The sequence below is a fragment of the Ferrovibrio sp. GW821-FHT12E11 genome (assembly GCF_058806975.1).
In genome coordinates, this window is sequence record NZ_JBXAQG010000001.1 from 1,504,496 (window position 1) to 1,523,600 (window position 19,105).

General features: G+C 61.4%; 23 protein-coding genes. 2 read left to right on the forward strand and 21 right to left on the reverse strand.

From position 1 onward, the window contains the following. Nucleotide 1: 1 nt before the first annotated feature. Nucleotides 2-931 carry an ABC transporter permease gene (locus tag AC1ROT_RS07385; protein ID WP_492998106.1) on the forward strand — a complete coding sequence of 310 codons (930 nt, stop codon included), beginning with the start codon at nt 2-4 and terminating at the stop codon, nt 929-931. Between the two features lie 3 nt (nt 932-934). Here AC1ROT_RS07385 and AC1ROT_RS07390 read toward each other — a convergent pair whose 3' ends face one another. The 19 genes from AC1ROT_RS07390 to AC1ROT_RS07480 form a co-directional block, all read right to left on the reverse strand. Continuing rightward, nucleotides 935-1,336: a RidA family protein gene (locus AC1ROT_RS07390; protein WP_492998108.1), complete on the reverse strand. Its 402-nt coding sequence runs from the start codon at nt 1,334-1,336 to the stop codon at nt 935-937. 626 nt (nt 1,337-1,962) lie between these two features. Beyond that, nucleotides 1,963-2,985: an alpha/beta hydrolase family protein gene (locus AC1ROT_RS07395; RefSeq protein WP_492998110.1), complete on the reverse strand. Its 1,023-nt coding sequence runs from the start codon at nt 2,983-2,985 to the stop codon at nt 1,963-1,965. Between the two features lie 250 nt (nt 2,986-3,235). After that, entirely contained in the window at nt 3,236-4,459 is a 1,224-nt protein-coding gene (locus tag AC1ROT_RS07400) for a beta-ketoacyl-ACP synthase (protein ID WP_492998112.1), read from the reverse strand. Continuing rightward, nucleotides 4,459-5,184 carry a 3-ketoacyl-ACP reductase FabG2 gene (locus AC1ROT_RS07405; RefSeq protein ID WP_492998114.1) on the reverse strand — a complete coding sequence of 242 codons (726 nt, stop codon included), beginning with the start codon at nt 5,182-5,184 and terminating at the stop codon, nt 4,459-4,461. Before AC1ROT_RS07405 ends, AC1ROT_RS07400 begins: the two co-directional genes overlap by 1 nt. After that, nucleotides 5,181-5,657 (reverse strand): hotdog family protein, encoded by a 477-nt coding sequence (locus AC1ROT_RS07410; RefSeq protein WP_492998116.1) that lies wholly within the window; start codon nt 5,655-5,657, stop codon nt 5,181-5,183. The genes AC1ROT_RS07405 and AC1ROT_RS07410 overlap by 4 nt, the downstream gene beginning before the upstream one ends. Next, nucleotides 5,657-6,862 carry a beta-ketoacyl-[acyl-carrier-protein] synthase family protein gene (locus tag AC1ROT_RS07415; RefSeq protein ID WP_492998118.1) on the reverse strand — a complete coding sequence of 402 codons (1,206 nt, stop codon included), beginning with the start codon at nt 6,860-6,862 and terminating at the stop codon, nt 5,657-5,659. The genes AC1ROT_RS07410 and AC1ROT_RS07415 overlap by 1 nt, the downstream gene beginning before the upstream one ends. Continuing rightward, the gene (locus AC1ROT_RS07420) at nt 6,859-7,452 is read right to left on the reverse strand and encodes a DUF3261 domain-containing protein (RefSeq protein ID WP_492998119.1); all 594 of its coding nucleotides are present in this window, start codon (nt 7,450-7,452) and stop codon (nt 6,859-6,861) included. Before AC1ROT_RS07420 ends, AC1ROT_RS07415 begins: the two co-directional genes overlap by 4 nt. Then, on the reverse strand, nt 7,449-9,755 hold the full coding sequence (locus tag AC1ROT_RS07425) for an MMPL family transporter (RefSeq protein ID WP_492998121.1): 2,307 nt from the start codon (nt 9,753-9,755) through the stop codon (nt 7,449-7,451). Before AC1ROT_RS07425 ends, AC1ROT_RS07420 begins: the two co-directional genes overlap by 4 nt. After that, nucleotides 9,755-10,369: an outer membrane lipoprotein carrier protein LolA gene (locus tag AC1ROT_RS07430; protein WP_493001137.1), complete on the reverse strand. Its 615-nt coding sequence runs from the start codon at nt 10,367-10,369 to the stop codon at nt 9,755-9,757. The genes AC1ROT_RS07425 and AC1ROT_RS07430 overlap by 1 nt, the downstream gene beginning before the upstream one ends. Nucleotides 10,370-10,374: 5 nt before the next feature. Next, entirely contained in the window at nt 10,375-10,782 is a 408-nt protein-coding gene (locus AC1ROT_RS07435; protein WP_492998123.1) for an acyl-CoA thioesterase, read from the reverse strand. Continuing rightward, the gene (locus AC1ROT_RS07440; protein ID WP_492998125.1) at nt 10,779-12,470 is read right to left on the reverse strand and encodes a glycosyltransferase family 2 protein; all 1,692 of its coding nucleotides are present in this window, start codon (nt 12,468-12,470) and stop codon (nt 10,779-10,781) included. The genes AC1ROT_RS07435 and AC1ROT_RS07440 overlap by 4 nt, the downstream gene beginning before the upstream one ends. Then, nucleotides 12,467-12,820 carry an ApeI family dehydratase gene (locus AC1ROT_RS07445; protein ID WP_492998127.1) on the reverse strand — a complete coding sequence of 118 codons (354 nt, stop codon included), beginning with the start codon at nt 12,818-12,820 and terminating at the stop codon, nt 12,467-12,469. Before AC1ROT_RS07445 ends, AC1ROT_RS07440 begins: the two co-directional genes overlap by 4 nt. Then, complete coding sequence (locus AC1ROT_RS07450) at nt 12,817-14,172, reverse strand: AMP-binding protein (RefSeq protein ID WP_492998129.1); 1,356 nt, start codon at nt 14,170-14,172, stop codon at nt 12,817-12,819. Before AC1ROT_RS07450 ends, AC1ROT_RS07445 begins: the two co-directional genes overlap by 4 nt. Before the next feature lie 11 nt (nt 14,173-14,183). Continuing rightward, complete coding sequence (locus AC1ROT_RS07455; RefSeq protein WP_492998131.1) at nt 14,184-14,723, reverse strand: COG4648 family protein; 540 nt, start codon at nt 14,721-14,723, stop codon at nt 14,184-14,186. A 25-nt stretch (nt 14,724-14,748) separates the two neighbouring features. Continuing rightward, complete coding sequence (locus AC1ROT_RS07460) at nt 14,749-14,994, reverse strand: acyl carrier protein (RefSeq protein ID WP_492998132.1); 246 nt, start codon at nt 14,992-14,994, stop codon at nt 14,749-14,751. A gap of 5 nt (nt 14,995-14,999) precedes the next feature. Further along, nucleotides 15,000-15,260, reverse strand: a complete 261-nt coding sequence (locus AC1ROT_RS07465; protein WP_492998134.1) for a phosphopantetheine-binding protein — start codon at nt 15,258-15,260, stop codon at nt 15,000-15,002. Beyond that, complete coding sequence (locus AC1ROT_RS07470; protein WP_492998136.1) at nt 15,253-16,026, reverse strand: lysophospholipid acyltransferase family protein; 774 nt, start codon at nt 16,024-16,026, stop codon at nt 15,253-15,255. The genes AC1ROT_RS07465 and AC1ROT_RS07470 overlap by 8 nt, the downstream gene beginning before the upstream one ends. Next, nucleotides 16,016-16,732 (reverse strand): beta-ketoacyl synthase chain length factor, encoded by a 717-nt coding sequence (locus AC1ROT_RS07475; RefSeq protein WP_492998138.1) that lies wholly within the window; start codon nt 16,730-16,732, stop codon nt 16,016-16,018. Before AC1ROT_RS07475 ends, AC1ROT_RS07470 begins: the two co-directional genes overlap by 11 nt. A gap of 9 nt (nt 16,733-16,741) precedes the next feature. Further along, nucleotides 16,742-17,101: a hypothetical protein gene (locus tag AC1ROT_RS07480; RefSeq protein ID WP_492998140.1), complete on the reverse strand. Its 360-nt coding sequence runs from the start codon at nt 17,099-17,101 to the stop codon at nt 16,742-16,744. Nucleotides 17,102-17,362: 261 nt separating this feature from the next. On the opposite strand from AC1ROT_RS07480, the gene AC1ROT_RS07485 reads away from it, so the two are divergent. Next, entirely contained in the window at nt 17,363-17,926 is a 564-nt protein-coding gene (locus AC1ROT_RS07485; protein ID WP_493001139.1) for a 4'-phosphopantetheinyl transferase family protein, read from the forward strand. Between the two features lie 23 nt (nt 17,927-17,949). On the opposite strand, the gene AC1ROT_RS07490 is transcribed toward AC1ROT_RS07485, so the two are convergent. Both AC1ROT_RS07490 and AC1ROT_RS07495 read right to left on the reverse strand, forming a co-directional pair. After that, the gene (locus AC1ROT_RS07490; protein WP_492998142.1) at nt 17,950-18,375 is read right to left on the reverse strand and encodes a hypothetical protein; all 426 of its coding nucleotides are present in this window, start codon (nt 18,373-18,375) and stop codon (nt 17,950-17,952) included. 122 nt (nt 18,376-18,497) lie between these two features. Beyond that, nucleotides 18,498-19,028, reverse strand: a complete 531-nt coding sequence (locus AC1ROT_RS07495; protein ID WP_492998144.1) for a hypothetical protein — start codon at nt 19,026-19,028, stop codon at nt 18,498-18,500. Nucleotides 19,029-19,105: the final 77 nt, after the last annotated feature.

Consider the following 19,105-nt stretch of genomic DNA (forward strand, 5'->3'; position numbering starts at 1 on the left):
CATGGATGCGGCAACCCTCGATTTCCTGATCTCGGCGTTGCGTATTGCCACGCCGCTGCTGTTCGCGGCCCTGGGTGGCATTCTGTCGGAACGGGCCGGCGTCTTTGCCGTCGGACTGGAAGGCATGATGCTGGCCGGCGCCTTCGGGGCCGCGATTGCCACCTTCATCACCGGCAATGCCGCGCTCGGCCTGGTCGCCAGCCTGGCCTGCGGCGCCTGCCTGGCCGGCGTGGTCGCCATCGTCACCGTGCGCTTCGGCGCCGAGCAGATGGTGACCGGCCTGGCCGCCAATATCTTTGCCATCGGCCTGACCAGTTTCCTGCTGCGCAGCATCGTCGGCCGCGGCCAGGCCCCGGTGATCCAGGTGCCATTGCTGCAGGCCTGGCCGATTCCCGGCCTCGCCGATCTGCCATGGGTCGGGCCGCTGCTGTTCCAGCAGCCGCCGCTTACCTATCTGGCCCTGCTCATCACCGTGCCAATGTTCTTCTTCCTGATGCGCAGCCAGGCAGGCCTGACCCTGCGCGCCGTGGGTGAAAACCCGCAGGCCGCCTATGCCATCGGCGCCGATCCGGTGGCGATCCGCATCTGGGCCGTGCTGGCCGGCGGCGCCATCGCCGGCCTTGGCGGTGCTGTGCTGGCGCTGCAGCAGATCGGCACCTTCACCGATGCAATGACTTCGGGCCGCGGCTATCTCGCGCTGGCCGCGATCATCGTCGGTCGCTGGATGCCCTTCGGCACTTTGGTGGCCTGCCTGGTCTTCGGTGCGGCTGAGGCCCTTTATTTAAGGGTCCAGACCATCGGCCTGCCGATCAGCTCATATGTCGTGCAGATGCTGCCTTATATCATCGCCATCGTCGTGCTGGCACTGATGGGGCGGGCCGCGCGACTGCCGGCGGCGATCGGCGTCGCCTATGACCGCGAGGCCAAGTAGCCGTCAGAATTCTGCGGCGATGGCATCGATCTCGATCAGCCAGGCCGGATTCATCAGCCGCGGCACAAACAGGATCGTCGAAGCCGGGCGATGCGCACCCAGGAAACCGACGCGGATCTTGTTGAGGTCATCCTTCAGCGCATCGGTCATCTCCACCCCGCTGGTGAAATAGATCCCGGTGCGCACGATATTCTGCGGCGTCATCCCGGCGGCGCGCAGCACGGCGCCGACATTCCCCCAGGTCAGCTCGGCCTGCCGCAGGATGCCATCGCCGACCGCGCCGGCAGAATCCTCGCCCACTTGGCCCGAGACATAAAGCAGGCGCCGCGGCGTTGGCATCTCCACACCCCAGCTGATCGGGCCGGGCAGCGGCGCGGTGTCGGGCGGATTATGCAGAGTGAACATGGGCGTCGCTCCGGTTATGGGTCTGCCGGAAAAGCTGCAAGGAGCATGCCGCAGACAACAAAAAACCCGCCAGGCTTGCGCCGGCGGGTTTTTCAATTTGGTTGCGGGGAGAGGATTTGAACCTCTGACCTTCAGGTTATGAGCCGGAACCCAGCCCGTTTTCCTGTGCCAACTGGAGACCTGCCTCCAAAAACTTCAACCACTTAGCTGCATTCTCTTGCACCGGTACCGACCGCTTTGCATTCGGCAGTGGAGCAAAATTGGAGCAAAAGTGAATATAGCAGAACTGTCACGAATGGCCAATACACCCCATTCTGAATCCCAAGCTGGCCACGGACATATAGAGAGAGACATCCAAGCTCGGTGCCCCCAACCTCTGATCTGCCGATCATTGTGCCCGCCCCATACGGACCCATCACTCGAAAATCCAACGCCTACCTACCCGATTCGCCGGCCTGTTACTGTTCAAGCGGAGACTCCAAGCGTGGCTATCGTCCGGTTCCGGCAATCAGAGACAGCGAAGGAGCCTGATTTTGGCCTGAGCGCTATTCAGGCTCTTTTCCGGCCATGGAAGTTGGCCCCGGCAGCAGTCGTCCGGGACTGAACTACACTCTGTCGCAATCCGTTTATTCACGACCCAAAGAACGTACAAAGAAGTCGGCGATTTGGATGTTTGTTTGATACTGGATAGTGGCTCGGTTCACTCCCGGCGAATCTACGCAAACTCGCGGAACCGCAGCAGCCAGCTTTGCCGAACAGGGCTGGATAAAAATGAAATGCCCGCCCGGAACAATGCGATAGTCCGGTCGACGCGGTAAAGAGTCCCGGATTAATTCGCCATTGAAGGCGTTGGGAAGCACCTCATCCCGTTCTGGCTGGAACATCAAAACGGGAACCTTCACATCCGCCAATGCGGCTTTATCAAACATAACGCCAAATGGGGCGAGCAGAACCACTGATTTAATACGGGTTTCCGGGGGCCTGTCCCAATCATCGAGAAATCTCAATCCCAGGCTCGTTAGCCAACCGCCCAAAGGACAAGCAGCACCGTGATCCACGGGCTGCTGGCAATGTTTAATCCAGTTTTGGCGATCAGCTTTGGCGCCTGCCATCACCAGTGCCGTATAACCACCGGCAGAATACCCGACCATGCCTATCTGACGAGGGTTAATAACCTTGGATAGTTTCGAATTCTTGAGCACTACATCCAAGGCATACGACGCCTGGTAAGGGCGCGCTCCAAATTGCCGCGACGAACCGTGTGCCGATTTATCGTCAAAGCTATCTCCCAGATGACGAGGCGCCGCGACGATCATCCCCCGCTGCGCCAACAACCGGGCCAAATTACTTAGGGCTAGATCACTCCCTTCGCTGCCATGCGAGATCAATATCAGGCGACGGCGCCCCGGCAGTGGGGCCGCATCCAAAGCCACCTTGAGCTCTACGTCCCCGAACTGCACAATTTTCTCTGGCGTCTTCGCTGGGTACCAGACAGTGATCGGAACACCCGGCACAACAGCCCCGGGCATCTTAACAGGAGGCAGTTGCATCATCCCTGCCGTATAGGATTGAGCCGCACCGATGCAAGGCGTCGCCGCCAACAGAAACACGCCCGCAATTATACCTGATATCCGATTCGTCACGATCATTCCAGGAACATGAGCGCCCGCTCATAATGGGAAAGGTTGTAATTTTTGCGGACAATTCTTGATTGTCAAATGGATAACTAGGAACTCGGAAACCAGCTCGCGATATAATGATGAATATAATAACATTCAGCATGTGATGTCTTTTATCTAGAAACGAGAATTCACTCATGCGTTGGATATTTGTCGCCCTTCCTTTGCTATTCTTATTGGTTTTTATTTATGAGTTTTATTTTTAGAATTGGAAATCTCATCAAGCAGTCTGGAATATCAAAGACGTGTTTATGCCGCCAAAAGCAAAGTTGTTAGACATGACATAGCTATGCAGGTGTTGGCGCGGAGAACCCATCACATAGTCCAAGGGTGCGCAGCGCTCATCAACATTCACCAGATTGACAGTCGGATATAGCACGCCGTCGCGCATCATCTCGATGGCCAACCAAGCTTCTATGGCTCCGCAGGCGCCAAGCGTATGACCGAAATAGCTCTTGAGGGAATGCATCGGCGTCGACCCGCCAAAGACATTGTAGGTCGCCTGCGTCTCAGCGATATCGCCCCATTCCGTCGCGGTGCCATGACCGTTGACCGCGCCAATGTCCGTCGCCTGCAGGCCGGCATCCTCAAGCGCCATCCGCAGCGCCAGCTCCATGGTGGAGGCCTGCGGCTGGGTGACATGATTGCCGTCTGAATTGGTGGCGAAACCCACCGCCTCGGCATGGATGCGCGCGCCGCGCGCCACGGCGCGATCATAATCTTCCAGAATCAGCGTGGCAGCGCCCTCGCCAATTACCAAGCCGTCGCGGTCGCGGTCATAGGGCCGCGGCGTCGTTTGCGGCCGATCGTTGCGCGTCGATGTGGCGAACAGCGTATCGAACACAGCGGCCTGAGTAACATCGAGTTCCTCTGCACCGCCTGCGACCATGACATCGGCTTTGCCGCTGCGGATCGCTTCCAAGGCATAGCCGATGGCCTGGCTGCCCGAGGTGCAGGCACTGGATGTGGGGATGATACGGCCCGTTATCTCAAAGAAGAGCCCGATATTAACCGCCGCGGTATGGCTCATCAGCTGGATATAGGTGGTCGCATTCAGAGTACGCGAATGTCCCTGCGTCATCAGTTCGGCAAAACCGATCACCGGGGCCGGACTGCCGAAAGACGATCCATAGGCAATGCCAGTGCGGCCGCTGCGCACGACCGGATCATCATGCAGGCCGGCATCCTGCAACGCGCGTTCGGTGGCATAAACGCCCATCCGCGCGACGGCGCCCATGGTGCGCGTCTTCTTTCGCGGATAGTGATCGGTTCCGGTAAAGGCCGGCAAAGGTGCGGCCAGACGCGTGTTGATGCCGACATAGCGATCCCAGTCCGGCATCACGCGCACAGCCGTTTCGCCGCGAATCATGTGATCACGAATGCTGGCCCAATCCTCGCCCAGGGCGGTAATGCCGGCCATGCCGGTGACAGCAACGCGCCGCATCAAATCATTCCCCCGTTCACCGAGATTACCTGCCGGGTGATATAGCTGGCCTCATCCGAGCAGAGGAAAGCAACAGCGGCGGCCACCTCGTCGGGTTGACCTGTCCGGTTCATCGGCACCAGTTTCAGGGCTTCCGCCATCGGTACGTCCTTTGTCATCTGCGTCTCGATCAGGCCGGGCGCCACACAGTTCACGGTAATCTTGCGCTTGGCCAGTTCGATGGCCAAGGCCTTGGTCGCGCCGATGATACCGGATTTCGCGGCACTGTAGTTGACCTGGCCGCGATTGCCGATCAGGCCTGAAACTGAGGACAGCGTGACGATACGGCCGCCCTGCCGTGCCGAGATCATCAGCATGCTCAGGGGCTTGAGGATATTGTAGAATCCATCGAGATTGGTGCGCAGTACCGAATCCCAGTCATCATCGGACAGGGCCGGAAAAGCCGCATCGCGCGCGATGCCCGCATTGAGCACGACGCCGTAATAGACACCATGCGCCTGCGTATCGGCCTCCAGCGCCTGTTGGGCCGCAGCGCGGTCTGATATGTCAAAGCCAATTACCCGGCCCGTGCCGCCCGCAGCCTGCAGCATCTGCAAGGTCTGTTCAGCGCCGGTGCGATCGCTGCCGTAATGTACGGCGATGCCAAAACCGTCACGCGCCAACCGGAGTGCAATGGCTCGTCCAATACCCTTGCTGGCACCGGTGACCAGTATGAATCGTGTCATGGCTGCATTCCCCTCTGTCCACCGCCGACCGAAAGCGAGCTGCCTTCCGCTGGCTGGTAGACTGTCAATTGTGCCTGCGCCAGATCTAGGCCGGTCGCGGCTTCCGCCACGCGGCAGTCGAATACGCCCATCTCGTCGTCACGGAACAGCAGGCGGGCATGGACATGCAGATGCTCACCGGCGGAAAACCATGCCCGGCTGCAGCGGAAGTCGCGCGTGCCGAGCAGATAACCGATCCGTACCGGCAGTTTTTTGTCGAGTGCCAGCGCGCCGATATAGGCGCCGCAGGTCTGCGCCATCCATTCGAGTGCGATATGCGCCGGCATGCCGCGGCCAGCCCGGAAAAACAGGCCCTCACGCACCGTGACACCGGCCTGCATGGCGGCATCGTCATAGGCGATCGCTTCATCCAGCAGCAGCATCGGCGCAGCATGCGGCAGCAACCGCTCGATCGGATAGGGGCAAAGCGTCATCACAGGCCTCCCCGTGCAAACAGCAGCGCCAGATTGCTGCCGCCGAAAGCAAAGGAATTGCTGAGCAGCGCCGCCGGCGCACCGGGATCGGACAGACGGGCACCGACCGCAGTCAATGCCAGGCGCGGCAGCGCCGGATCGGCAGTGCCATCCCACAGATGCGGCGGCAGATACCCTTGCGGATTCCAGTCGGGATGCAGGGTCAGCCACAGGAAAGCGGCTTCGCAGGCCCCGGCAGCGCCCAGCGTATGCCCGGTCATGCCTTTGGTGGAACTGCAGGCGACGCCCGCACCGAAGACGGCATCCACCGCCTTGGACTCCATCGAGTCGTTCAGTGCCGTGCCGGTGCCATGCAGATTGATATAGGCAATGTCGCCCGGCGTCAGATCCGCATCGGCCAGCGCCAGCCGCATCACAGTAGCAGCGCCATGGCCCTCGGGATCCGGCGCGCTGATGTGATGCGCATCCGACCCCTCACCAATGCCGCGCAGCTGTACTGGTGCCGCGTCGCGCGTGAGCAGAAAGGCGGCGGCACCCTCGCCGATATTGATGCCGTCGCGATGGGCGCTGAATGGATTGCAGCGGCCGGCCGATACAGCCTCCAGCGCCGAGAAGCCGCCGACCGTCATGCGGCAGAGCGTATCGGCGCCGCCAACCACCGCCGCATCGATTACACCGGCCTGGATCAGCCGACGTGCGGATGCGAAGACCTTGCTGCTGGATGAGCAGGCGGTCACCACCGCATAGGCCGGACCGGTGAGGCCGAACACCGCCGCAGAAAAACGGCTCAGGCTGCCGGCTTCCTGATGGCGATAGTGAAATCCATCCGGCCATTGCCCGCTCTGCCGATGCGCGGCGAAAGCCAGCTCGCCCTCGGCGATACCGCCGGTGCTGGTGCCCATAATGACGGCGATGCGATCACGACCATAGCGTTCAGCGGCCTCGCGCACCGGATCGGCGATTTCCTGCAGCGCCAGCATCATCAGCCGGTTGTTGCGGCAATCCCACTGCGCCAGCGCAGCCGGCAGCGGCGGCAGATCCTGCGGCAGCGAGCCGATATGCAGCCTGCGTCCCGGAAGCAGATCGTCACGCGGCACCAGCCCGACAGAAGAACCGGAAAAGAGTGCCGCCGCCGTCGCGGTCTTGCCGGTCCCCAGCGGCGTGCACAGGCCCATCGCCGTGATGCCCAGAGACAGCGCCGTCACGATCCCGCCTCCACCGACTGGACGTCGATCTCGTAGCCCCAGGAATGATTGGTATAACGCAGGCGGCCGGTCCAACGCCGGCCGATATCGAAACCATATTCGATGCTGAGCGCCGGCTTGCCATCGAGCAGGATCTGGCGCCGGCCATCGCTTTCGATCAATGCCCCACCAACTGGCAGACTGGCGCGCACCGCCGCTGCCGGCCAGTATAACAGCACGATATCCGCCAGCATGCTGCCCGGCCGTACCGCCGGCGGTAGCCATGGCGCAGCTTCGGCAACAAGGCCGGCTTCGGTCCAGGTCAGCGTCATCGCCCGCCGTCCTACAGAGTCGATGCCCACCAGAAGCAGGCGCTCAGGCGTGACGCTGAGATGGCCTTCAAAGTTGATCGCCTGATTGTCGCGACGCAGCGTGATGAGCTGCACGGCCTGAACCTCACGCCCGAGATCGGCAGGCTGCGGCAGGGTTAGCAGTCGTGCGGGCGCGATCATCGGTCGCGCAGCCTCTTCGGGCGAGACCGGTGGCGGCGCGGCGGCGCAGCCGGCCAGCAACAGAAGCAGCAGAGCAGGCAGGGCGAAGCGTCGCATCATGCCGCTCCCGCCATTGTCTGCCGGCGCGCCAGCGGCGCCAGGAACAGCGAAATGCACATGCCGACCAACATGGTGAGGCCGAAGCCATGTACCACGGCCACCTCGCTGAAGGCCAGCATGCCGAAGGACAGCAGCGTCGTGAAAGTGACCAGCCAGATCGCCAGCATGATGATCGAATGATGCTCGGCCTCGCCCTCGGCACAGAAGATCGCGTAATCGACGCTGATCGACAGGACCAGGATCATCGCCATGGCATGGAAGAAGGTGAAGCGCTGGCCCAGCAGGGCCAGCACGGCCGGCGTCAGCAGCAGCGCCATGGCCGGCGGCGCCATCACACGCAGGCCACCGCGCAGGCCATAACGCCAGAACAGCGGCAGCAGCATCAGTAGCGCCGAGATGGCGATCAGCATCACCGCGCGGCCGCGATACCGGCCGAGCAGCGCATTGAAATCGATCACCGGGTCGACCACCCACAGATCTGGCATGCCGGCGAAGGCAGCGCGCAGTACGGCGGCATCCTGCAGACCGTGCAAGGTGATGGTGTGCAGGCCCGGCGCAACAACCATGTCTTTCAGATAAGGGATGGCATCGCGCTGCAGTGCCTCGTCCAAGGTCAACACGCTTTGCGTCGGCGCAATCTCGGCGGGCACCGGGAGGCCGAGCTTGGCATATTGTCCATCCCGCAGCGGCGCATTGAGCCGGGTGGCACGGAGCTGCGCATTCTCGCGCTGGCGTGCTGCCGACGGCACGTAGCTGGCCGGCGCCTGATAGCTGGCGATCTGACTGCTGGCCTTCATGGCCTCCAGCGCCGGCATGATCGCCTCTTCCCGTTGCAACGCGGCCTCGTCATCGCTGGCCTTGATCAGCAGGAACTGCGTTGCCGGCACTGCGCCGGTCAGATGCTGGATATCCGCCTGCTGCTTCAGCAGCGCGGGCGACAGCGCCTGCATGTGGCGCACATCGTCATCCGCCTCCAGGCGCAGCCAGCCGGCGATACCGATCAGCACGAACAGAGCAAGCAGGACATGGCGCAGCGGCCGCAGACGCGGCGCAGCCCAGAAACGCCAGAGTGCACCAGCGGCACGCAGCATGGTGGCGCCATGGCGCAGCGTGCGGTCGCGATCGAGCAGCGGAATCCAGAGGATCACCGTCAAGAAAGCCGCGATCAGTCCGACCACGGCGAAGACCGCCAGCTGGTGCAGACCGGGAAACGGCGCCAGCAGCAAGGTAGCATAGCCGATCAGCGTGGTCGCCAGACCCAGCGTGATGGCGATGCCGACATGCGCAAGCCGCTCAGACGGCTGCCGCATCTCCGGATCAAACAGACTGGCGCTGTAATGCAGGCCGTAATCGACGGCAACACCGATCAGGCTGGTACCGAACAGTAGGATAGCGACATGCAGTTCGCCGAAAATGAAGAAGCTGACAGCGAGCGCGACAATGCTGCCGGTCGCCAACGCCATCAGGTTATACAGCAGAGGCCCGATGCGCCGGAACACCACCAGAATCAGCAGCACGGTGCCGATCAGCGACAGGCCACCGAGCCAGGAGGCTTCCTCGAGCGCCACGGATGCACCGGCATGACCGAAGAAGGTCACGCCTAGTCGACGCAGCTCCAGTCCCGGCGCCGTCGTTTTCAGCCTGGTTTCAGCCTCGGCCACCGCATCGATCACCCGCTGCTGCGTATCGAGCGACATCGGCTCGCCGGTGATCAGGCCGGTCAGCGCGATCCAGGTGACGCCCTGGTCGACCACGGTGAGATAACCATCATCCACCACCAGGCGCGACGCCGGAAACGGCAGGTCGGCAATGAAGCCTGGCAGCAACAGAAAAGGGTCGTGCCGCAGCAGGGCGGCGTCCGCCATGCCGACAAAGCCGAAGACCTGCGACAGGGCATTGACCGACAGCTGCTCGCCCCGGTCCTGCATCAGCAGGCTGCGATGCCGCTCCGACAGCAGGCCGTCGCGATAGGGGAAATACTGGCGACCCAGGCGCACCACCCGCTCGGCATCGAATTGGGAGTCGAACCGTTCGATGATGCCGCGGTAAAGCAGATCGGTCGAGAATTGCGCAGCCGCAACGCGCGCCGCCACACGGTCCTGATGACCGATCATGAAAATCACACGGCTGCTCAGCGCCCTTGAAACCGTGTCACTGGCCTGCTGCAGCACCGGGTTTCGTTCGTCCTGCGGCAGCAGCGCCGTCAGATCGGTGCGGAACAGCGCGCCGTCATGAAAGCGGTAGCCGAGATACAGCCCGGCCAGGAGAACGACCGCCAGCCACAGAACGGCAAGGATACGCATCAGCGGCGCCCCACCGTCGCAAGTATCTGCATGTCATCGGCGCCCAGCGACTGGGTCACGAGGGCCTGATCGAGGAAGACCAGCGTATCACGATCACCATCGGACTTCAGAAGCTCAACACGGTCGGCATAGCGACTGCCCTGGATGAGGATTTCGCGGAAAGGCATGGCCGCATCGTCAGACTTGCGCGGCAGCAGGTGCAGGGTCCAGGACTTATCGTTACCCTCGCGCGTCACCACGAAGGCCTCTTCAAGGCCCTGCCAGTCGCCGCTCAGGGCACCGCCTAGCATGGCATAGAGCCGCGCGATGAACGGCAGCCGCGCAGCCGGCAGGCGCATGGTCTCGACGCCGCCGGTCTCCTGCACCAGGCCGGCAGGACTGATGACCGTGGTGACGGCAAAGGGCGTTTCCGTCCGCCAGATCAGGCCGCGACCGGCCGCCAGCGTGAAGCGGCCTTCGCTTTTGAGCGGTGCCGGAAAACCAGAGAGCTGCCGAAGCTGCACGAAGCGGCCCTGCAGCACCTGCCCATCGGTGAATTCGCCGACCCGTTCGGCGGCCTGTGCGGCAGGCAGTGCCAGCAGAAGCATCAGAACGGCAAAACAGAGGCGCAGCATGGCACTCACAGCAACGCTCTGACTTTATCGGTGAAGGCCGGCGGCGAGACGAATTGCAGTTCGCCGGTTTCGGCCGCGATGGCGAGCTGCACGGTGCGGGCCTTGGTCACGGTTTCGCCGGTGGCCTGGTCGATGATGCGGTAGTCGATGCAGGCGCGGTTCTCGTATTCGGTCAGCGTGGCGCGCACCACGATCGCCTGAGCGAAACGGATGGGCCGCACATATTTCAGATGCATGTCGACAATCGGCCAGGCGAAACCGGAGTCTACCATTTGCTGGTAATTGTAGCCGATCTTGTCCAGCAGGGCGCAGCGGGCCTGCTCCAGAAAACGCGGGTAATTACCGTGCCAGACCACGTTCATCGGATCGAGATCATAGAATTGCGGCTGGATGACCACCTCGGCCGAGATCATGGTGTCAAGCTATCCTTCTTCATCGCCCAGAAATCGAAGAAATTGTACCACTGGAACGGATCCTGGAGCGCCTGTTCCTCCAGGGCGCGGGCGAATGCGCCTGCATATCCATCCAGCGCCTCCATACGCTCCCCCCGCGGCAATGTCACCCGCTCGGCCAGCCGGTGACCGGCCAAGCGGAAACCTTTGGCTTCACGGCGGCAGAACAACGTGTAGAGTGGGCATTCCATCACCGCCGCCAGGATATATGGCCCCTGCGGAAAGGCGGCCAGCTGTCCTATAAAGGGCACAAGGCTGACGCGCGGGCCGGAAACCGGCACCCGGTCGCCGGCGATGACGACCCAGTCGCCGCGGTCGACCCGCTCCTTCAGTAGCACCGCGGTGGCTGTGTCGAGCTCGGTCACCTGAAAGGTGTTCAGGGCAGTCTCCGGATTGATGTCACGCAGCACGCGGTTGTAGTTCGCGGCATGCTGAGTATGGACCAGCACCAGCAGCCGGCGCCGGATGGCGGGATCGATCAGCGCGCGTGAAGCCTCGATATTGCCGACATGGGAAACGACGATCACGGCACCACGCTGATCGCCCATCGCCTGCCGCAGGCTGTCGGCGCCATCGCCATCCATCATGTCCGGCGACAGGTTGCCTGACCAGGCCGCAAGGGAATCCAGCGCCCGGCCGGCGAAGCTGAAGAAATGCCGGTAGCCATCCCAGAAGCCCGGCTGGCGCGCTTCACCGCGGGCGGCGAAGGCACGGGCGAGGAAATCGCGCGAAGCCCGGCGCTGCTCGGCGCCGGTGAGATAGAAGAACAGCACGATCGGCCCCATCGCCGCATGCGACAGCCGATGACCGAGTAGGCGGTACAGCAGTGAACAGAAGCGTAGGCCCCAGCACAACCCGCGCTCCGACAACCGCGCCCAATGCGTGGGTTCCGCGCGCAATGGTCCGGGGCGCTGCTTCAACACCTGCGGCAGGCGCCACAGCATGGCGAGGACCAGCCGCGTGTGCATGGCCGATATCTGCAGGTTATCGCGTAGCATATTGAAATTGGAGGTGTTGCCCGGCGGATAGGTGACGCGGACCGGCAACTGCGCCACCGGTGTGCCGCGCCAGAACAGGCGCACCATGATCTCGGTGTCGAAATCCATCCGCTGCCCCAGCACCTCGCCGTCCGCCCGCAGGCGATGCACGGCCGCCAGCGGATAGACGCGATAGCCGCACATGGAATCGCGAATCTGCAGCGACAGGGTTTCGATCCAGACCCAGATATGCGTGATCCAGCGGCCGATGGCACGGCCCAGCGGGATGCTGCTGTCATAGACGGGAACGCCGGTCACCAGGGCCTGCGGATGCTGCCGGGCCAGCGCCAGCAGATCTTCCAGCCGGCCCATATCATGCTGGCCATCGGCATCGACCTGCAGCGCATGCGTGAAGCCGGCCGCCTCGGCCAGCGTCATGCCGGCCAGCACTGCGCCGCCCTTGCCCTGATTGACGGCCAGACGATGCACGATGATGCCGCGTGCGGGATCGTGTCGGGCCGCCAAAGCACTGCTGGCCGGCTCGGTACTGCCATCGTCGACGATGAACACGGTCAGGCCGGCAGCCAGCAACGGCGTAAGTACAGTATCCAGCGCCAGCCAGTGATTATGGCTGGGCACAATGGCGCAGATTTTCTGCTCCCCGCTGGTCATGCCGACACCAGGGCAATGCTGCCCGAGGACAGGATGTCGTCCTCATGGCGGTATTCGAAGGTCAGACGCCCGCGCGCGGCCGCATGTTGCAGGCGCAGCACCACAGTCATGCCTGGCTGCGTGATGCGCCGGAACTTCACCTGCAGCTTCTGCGCGGACTCAACCGCGAGTCCCAGATGCCGCTCGGCCAGCAACACCACCCAATCGACCTGGACCACGCCGGGCAACACCGGCTGGCCGGGGAAATGCCCCTCGCATTGCGCTAGATCCGGCGGAATGAACAGCGTCAGCTCGGCCACACCGTCAGCAACATGGCTGTAGTGCAAGACCGGCTCGACTGGCCGCGTCATGACTGAACACCTTCTGGCTGCGCGACATCGAACAGCGCCGCAATATCGGTCTGCCGCCGTTTACCCAGTGCTGCGACCGGCAGGCTGGCGACGAAGCGCCAACGACGCGGCAGGCCAACCGGTTCCTGCGTCGCGGACAAGGCCTTCTGCAGCATGCGGCCAAAGCGGAAGGCGCCCAGCTGCTCCAGGTGGTCCCGGCCATCGGGCGTCGTCACCACTGCAGCAGCAATGCGTCGTGTCGGCTCGTGCAGGATCACGGCGGCATCCTCGATCCAGGGCAGTGCCACCAGCATCTGCTCGACCTGCTGCAGGTTGACGCGTTTTCCCTCAACCTTCACCACTCGGTCGGCACGGCCGCGGAAGCGGAAGCCGCCAGCGGGCAGCAGATCGACCAGATCAGCGCTGGCCTGCACGCCGGCGACATACGGAGCCTGCACCTCCATGCGACCCTCGGCATCGGCGCCGATGCGCACACCGGGCAGCGGCTGCCAGTCGGCATCGGGCCTGTCATGGCTGCGCCAGGCCACCGCGCCGGTTTCCGTGCTGCCGAAGATCTCGGTCGGAGGCACGCCGAACACCTGCGTCGTCGTCGCGGCGGCATCAGCACCAAGCGGTGCGCCGGCCGAGAGGATTAGGCTGGGCCGGCGGTTGCCTGAAGGCGGCATCATGCCATCCAGCCGCATCAGATGCGCCGGACTGGTCACCAGCACGCCATCATCCTGGAACGCGGCCATCACGCTTTCCCATATGTCATGCGTGCGGCCTTCGAAGACACGGCCGCTGGCCAGAGGCCAACACAGGCGGAAAGCCAGGCCGTAGACATGCTGATGACTGACCGTGGCATGCACGCAGGCCGATGGCGGAACGATGGCCCCGAACACCGCCTCGATGGCGGCAGCCTCCTGCTCGAGCTGATGTAGGGTCTTGTCGACCCGTTTGGCCGCACCGGTGGAACCGGAGGTGAAGAAAGCGATGGGCGTCGCAGGATCAAGCGGTCGGACGGCCGGCGGTTCACCCGGCCCGCCATGCTGCAGCACAAGACTGCGCACCGGCACCAGTGGCGGCACATCGCTGACTAGGCAATCGAAGCTGCCGGCCATCGCATCCAGCGTACCGGGCCGGCCGTTGGGCGGAAAGACGATCTCGCAGCCGGCATCCAGCAGAGCGAACAGCCCGACCGCCGCCCAGTAGCTGTCATCGGCAAGCAGCAGGCCACGACGACAACCGTCCTGTCGCAGGCGATGCGCATTGGTCACAACGTCGCTGCGAAAATCCGCCCAGCTCTTGCGGTGACCACCATGGATGGCGATGCATCCCGCTGCAGACGCCGCATCCGTCAGCAGATGAGACAACCGCCCTTCCATCATGCGCGCCCGAAGGATCGATAGATAGTTTGCCGCAGGATGTAATCGCCGGCAAACAACACGCCCATCACGACATAGGAAATCAGCCCGGTCCACAGCGCCCAGAAATCATCGGCGCCCATCGCGGCAAGCACGGCGGCGATGGCGGCATTGGCGACCAACCATCCGGCCCATACCATCGTCAGGCGGCGACAGTAAATCTGGCCCTCCGGTGGCAATACTCCATAACGCGGGCTCGCGAACCGCTCGATCAGGCTCGGCGGGCGCCACAGCGACAGCGCGAAGACTGCAGCGATGGCCAGGCTGAGCAAGACCGGATAGAAGCGGCTGGCAAGTTCGGCATCCAGCATGGCCAGCAGCGGCAGCAGCACCAGCGCGGCCACCAGCGGCGGCCACCAGTGCCGGATCAAGTGCTCCGGCAGAGTCAGCAGCCGCAAGAGCAATAGCGTCTCCGCCAGACCAATGAAAGCCAGTGGCGCAAAATGATCCCGCGTAAAGTAAACAATGGCAGGATAGGCGACGCTGAGAAGCAGAACCACCGTTAGGCACGCCGCAGCTGCCTGGCTAGGCAACCAGAGCATGAACCGCTTCGAGGACATCGCCCACCGTCCGAACACTCTTAAATTCCTCCGGCTTGAACTTGCGGCCTGTCAGCTCCTGGAGCTTCACCACCAGATCAACGGCATCAATACTGTCAAGGTCAAGGTCCTCATACAGACGCGCGCTCTGCACTATTTTCTCAGACGGCACCTCAAACATTTCCTCAAGGTGACCCTTCAGTTTCTCAAATATTTCGTCCCGGGACAGCATTCCACTCACCCTGCCTGCTGCGCGGCAATGAAGCGAGCAAGGCTGCGCACATTGAAGAAATGCGCCTTGACTTCTTCGGTCACCGAATCGAATTTTACGTTAAAGGTTTTGCGCAGCGCCACACCCAGCTCCAGCGCATCAATAGAATCCAATCCCAAGCCGTCGGAAAACAGCGATTCTTCACTGTCGATTTCCTCTGGCTTTATATCCTCAAGCTTCAGGGACGAGACGATGAGCTTCTTTACCTCAAGTTCAAGATCAACCATTGGCCAACCGTTCCGTGTAATAATCTTCAAGATGACGAACAAGCTTACGTGTTGTGAGCGAGCGATGCTCTTCGATGCCGATATCCCCTGTCGTTATGGTATCACCAATAACGATCCGGAACTGTGGTCGCCGCGCTGGCACCTGCCACCACCGGTCACCCTTGAGAAGGGTGGGGGGATTGCAGAACAGCACAACAAGTTGGATTTCCGCATTCAGTAGCGTCGCGACATGGGCGAAACCGCGGCGAAACCTCAGCGGTTCCCCTGGGCGACTACGCGTACCCTCAGGGAAGATGATCAGGTGATTGCCGCCCTCCAGCGCACTGCGGCAGGCCGATAACATCTCCTCGGCGGGCAGATCATTCCGGATATAGCCAGCTGCACGCATCAGCCGCCCCAGCATCGGGCTATCCCAGAGTTCGGACTTGATCACACATTGCCCACGGGGCAACAGGGCAACCAGTAATACGACATCAAGTAGGGTTGGGTGGTTGGCGACAATCAGCCGGCCACCACGGTCATTGAGTTTATAGATACCTTCCATCTCCAGGTCAAAGATGCGCAGCCTCAGCAACACTCTGACATAGAGGCGAAACAGACGATGGATCAAGTAACGGATGCGCACGCCACGCTCTGGCTCCCGCAGCGACATCACGCGAGCTGTGCAGAACGCAATGAATGCCAGAATCGGCCCACCACCGAACAGGGCGACAAAAGCCAGTCCCGTGGCCATCATGCGCCAGGTGCGATCCAGTTTAGGCCGCACGGGACCACTCCCACGTCATGTCAGCACCGACCGCCGACTGGTGCTGCCTGTGTGAGAGTAGAAAAGTGAGGAAATCTTGCGCTAGGCACGGGACAGGATTGGCTTTAGGCTGCACATTTGCCGACATGCGGAAATGAATGGCATCAGCTGTCGAGGCCGGCCGCCCCAACAGCAGAGAGAATATGAAAGGCCGTCGCGGACTAGCGACATCCTCGAACGCCGCGTAGGGCCCCGGTAATGGTTCTTCGCCATATAACAGCAGCACATGTTCTTCGGTCCGCTGCGTCAAGCAAGCCCCCGCTTCGAGCAGGCCGTACCCGAAAGAGTCCGGCCCCGCTGAAACCGCCGTATGGCCAGCCTTGTTCTTTGTATGAATCGACAGCAGGCCGAGTAAAGCATGATGCACTGAGACGCTGAAATCTGCCGGCGATGGCATCTCGTGCTGCGACACCGCTTCGAGGATACTCATGGTCCGTGTCAATTCACCGTCTCTCGTTGCCAAGACGTAACGGACATCCTGCCGGCTGCCCGTACAGGTCATAGCCGCCTTAATCAGAGCCTGCCCGGTAGGAGCCAGTCTGCGGCGCATCATCATCGGCAGCTCGACTACACCATCGCGTACACCGCCAGAGATAGGCCGCTGCACCTCCTGTGGTGGCGACCATGCATAATAGTCATGTACTGTGACTGCCAGCTGAGCCGACATGCCTCCCCCTCAAGAGCCGACCGCGTACAAACGCTTCTCAATGTCCTGTTCAAGTTTGACGACCATGGAATTGTATCGCCGATGAATCCAGTCCTGCTCCGCCTTCAAATTTGAAGATCCTGCGTAGCGGATGCTGTAGGCTTTCTGCGTATAGACGATATCGACCGTCGCCGTATGTTCGCGCCACTTCTGGGTGGCACGCATCAGCCCGGGATTGACCTTGTCGACCAGCCAGCCATTCGAGGAAGCAGCCTGATAAATGGCAGTCTCCAGAGTGACCAGATCGACCTTCTGGGCAGCAACCGGAACCGGATGATCCTCAACTTTATAGATAGGCTGTACGCGGTTGCAGCCGCCGACAGCCAACATAACGATCAACGCTGCGCCGATAGCACAGCGAACGCTACATTGTACCATGTAAGTCCCCCACAGTATGCTGGGCAGCCTTGGTCGGGCACGCCTTGCAGCCTTCCAACCCCTACAACCCTGAATACAATTTTAGTATAGATTTTTTTGATTATTCTACAACCCAAGCGAAATTGAGCGCGCATGATTCTCGTTCACGCAATGAGCTTGAAGGCGGGTCAGAAATTGCAACTTCTGTCGACTTGGGGACATGCAACAGACCAGATGGCATCTTCCCACTCCGGCCGTGTAGCTCGAGCACTTTTACGATATTCCGCTGGGAATTCTGGCAATTTCTCCGATACCTCGGGATGGGTTTTTTCCCACGCGCCATCCGGGCAACCCCAGCTCCATAGCCCAATAAGCCGCCGTATCTGGATTTCATTCAGCCATTCCGATACATGGGTCGCATCTGCCTTTAGCACTGAGGGGCCTATTGGCGTCGACATTGAAGTACATCGCCGCGATCGAGACTTACACGGTATCGCTGCGCTTAGCTTCAGCCCCTGTGAACAACACCGTAGTCACCAGGGAACCCAGGAATTTTACCGGATATGGACCGTCCGCGAGGCTCTCGCCAAAGCGACCGGCTCCGGCCTAGTGCAGGCGACCGATCGTCGGGATTATGCCGGCAGCGGGCCGTTGCTGGGTAGCTGGCGCCTGGCAACCCCTGATGAGGCATGGGTTATAACCCACACGCTACCGGCGCCCGACCTCAGCCTGGCCTGCGCCATGTCTTCAGGTAAAGCCGGGGAACTGCAGCAGCCGCTGCTGCAAGTATCAGCTTGAGCGACGCCGTAATATCCGTGCTTCTAGTTCTGTCCGGTCGCCTGCTTAGCCAGAATGGTTTCCATCCGCTCGAACAGGCGACGCGAGAACGCTTCTTCACCGCCGGTGAACTGGAAAGTCGCGCGCTTTTCATAGACGACGCGCACCACCGTCGGCGGCACAGCGGACTTCTCCACGGAGATCCGGCCGACTTCGCCCCAGCTCATACCGTGCGGCGGACGCGCAAGCAGGATGACGTGTCGCTCAGGCGCGTCCTGTTCGCCTTCGGGATAGAGCCGGAGCAACTTGAGCGCACCATAGGCGGCATCCTTCACCTCGGCGAAGGGTACCTCGAAGCTCCGCGTCGTTCCTGCATCGGCCGGCTTCTGCGCCACAGTGCTAGCATTAGCGCAGGCAGCAAGAATACCAGCCAGCAGGATGGCGGCAATTGGGCGTACAGCTAGATGCATTCTGGCTCTCGGATCATAATGCGCGTCCATTTAATGCGGCGCTAACTGCGCAGCGTTATGGCAGTCGTTCAAGCAAGGAGCTATTTCATGGCAGCCCTTCACCTGAACAGACAACCCAGCGCTCAGTAGTATTGGCGTCCGTATGCGCAGGCGTTTTCGACAATACGTGAAAGCATCATATTGTCAGTGCCGCCAATCGAGAAAGCACCTCCGATGGCATTTGCCTTCGCATAGAAAACCGGCTCAGCCACCACTTGCTGCGTCACGAGGTCGGTATATTTAACTTTGAGCAGAACTGCCGAGCTACCCGCCATGCTGCCAAGCCAGAATCTCTCACTGACATTGACCTTCTTCATGTCGACGATACTCGGTTCGATGAGCAATTTTCTGTCGGCATCAGTTCCCGCGCTTGCTCGGATCGCCGGAAATACAGAATTCAGGCAGGTTTCCAGTTCATTCCCGATTCGCATCGCAGCGCGCTTATCACCGGCATCATCTTCCATCCGCTCGATAACAAGCGGCTTGAGTTCAGCATATTTGAAACTTCCCAGCGGCACCTTGCTGGGCTGAATAGTTTCATTCTGCGCATGTATCTGTGTGGTGCAACCGGCCAGAAACGCCACCACAGCCGAAACGAACACGAAGTTTTTCATATACAATCCCCCACGCGGTCCAACGCGATCCCCTCAATCTATATAGTACTAATTTATGTCTGCAACTCTCGGAATGC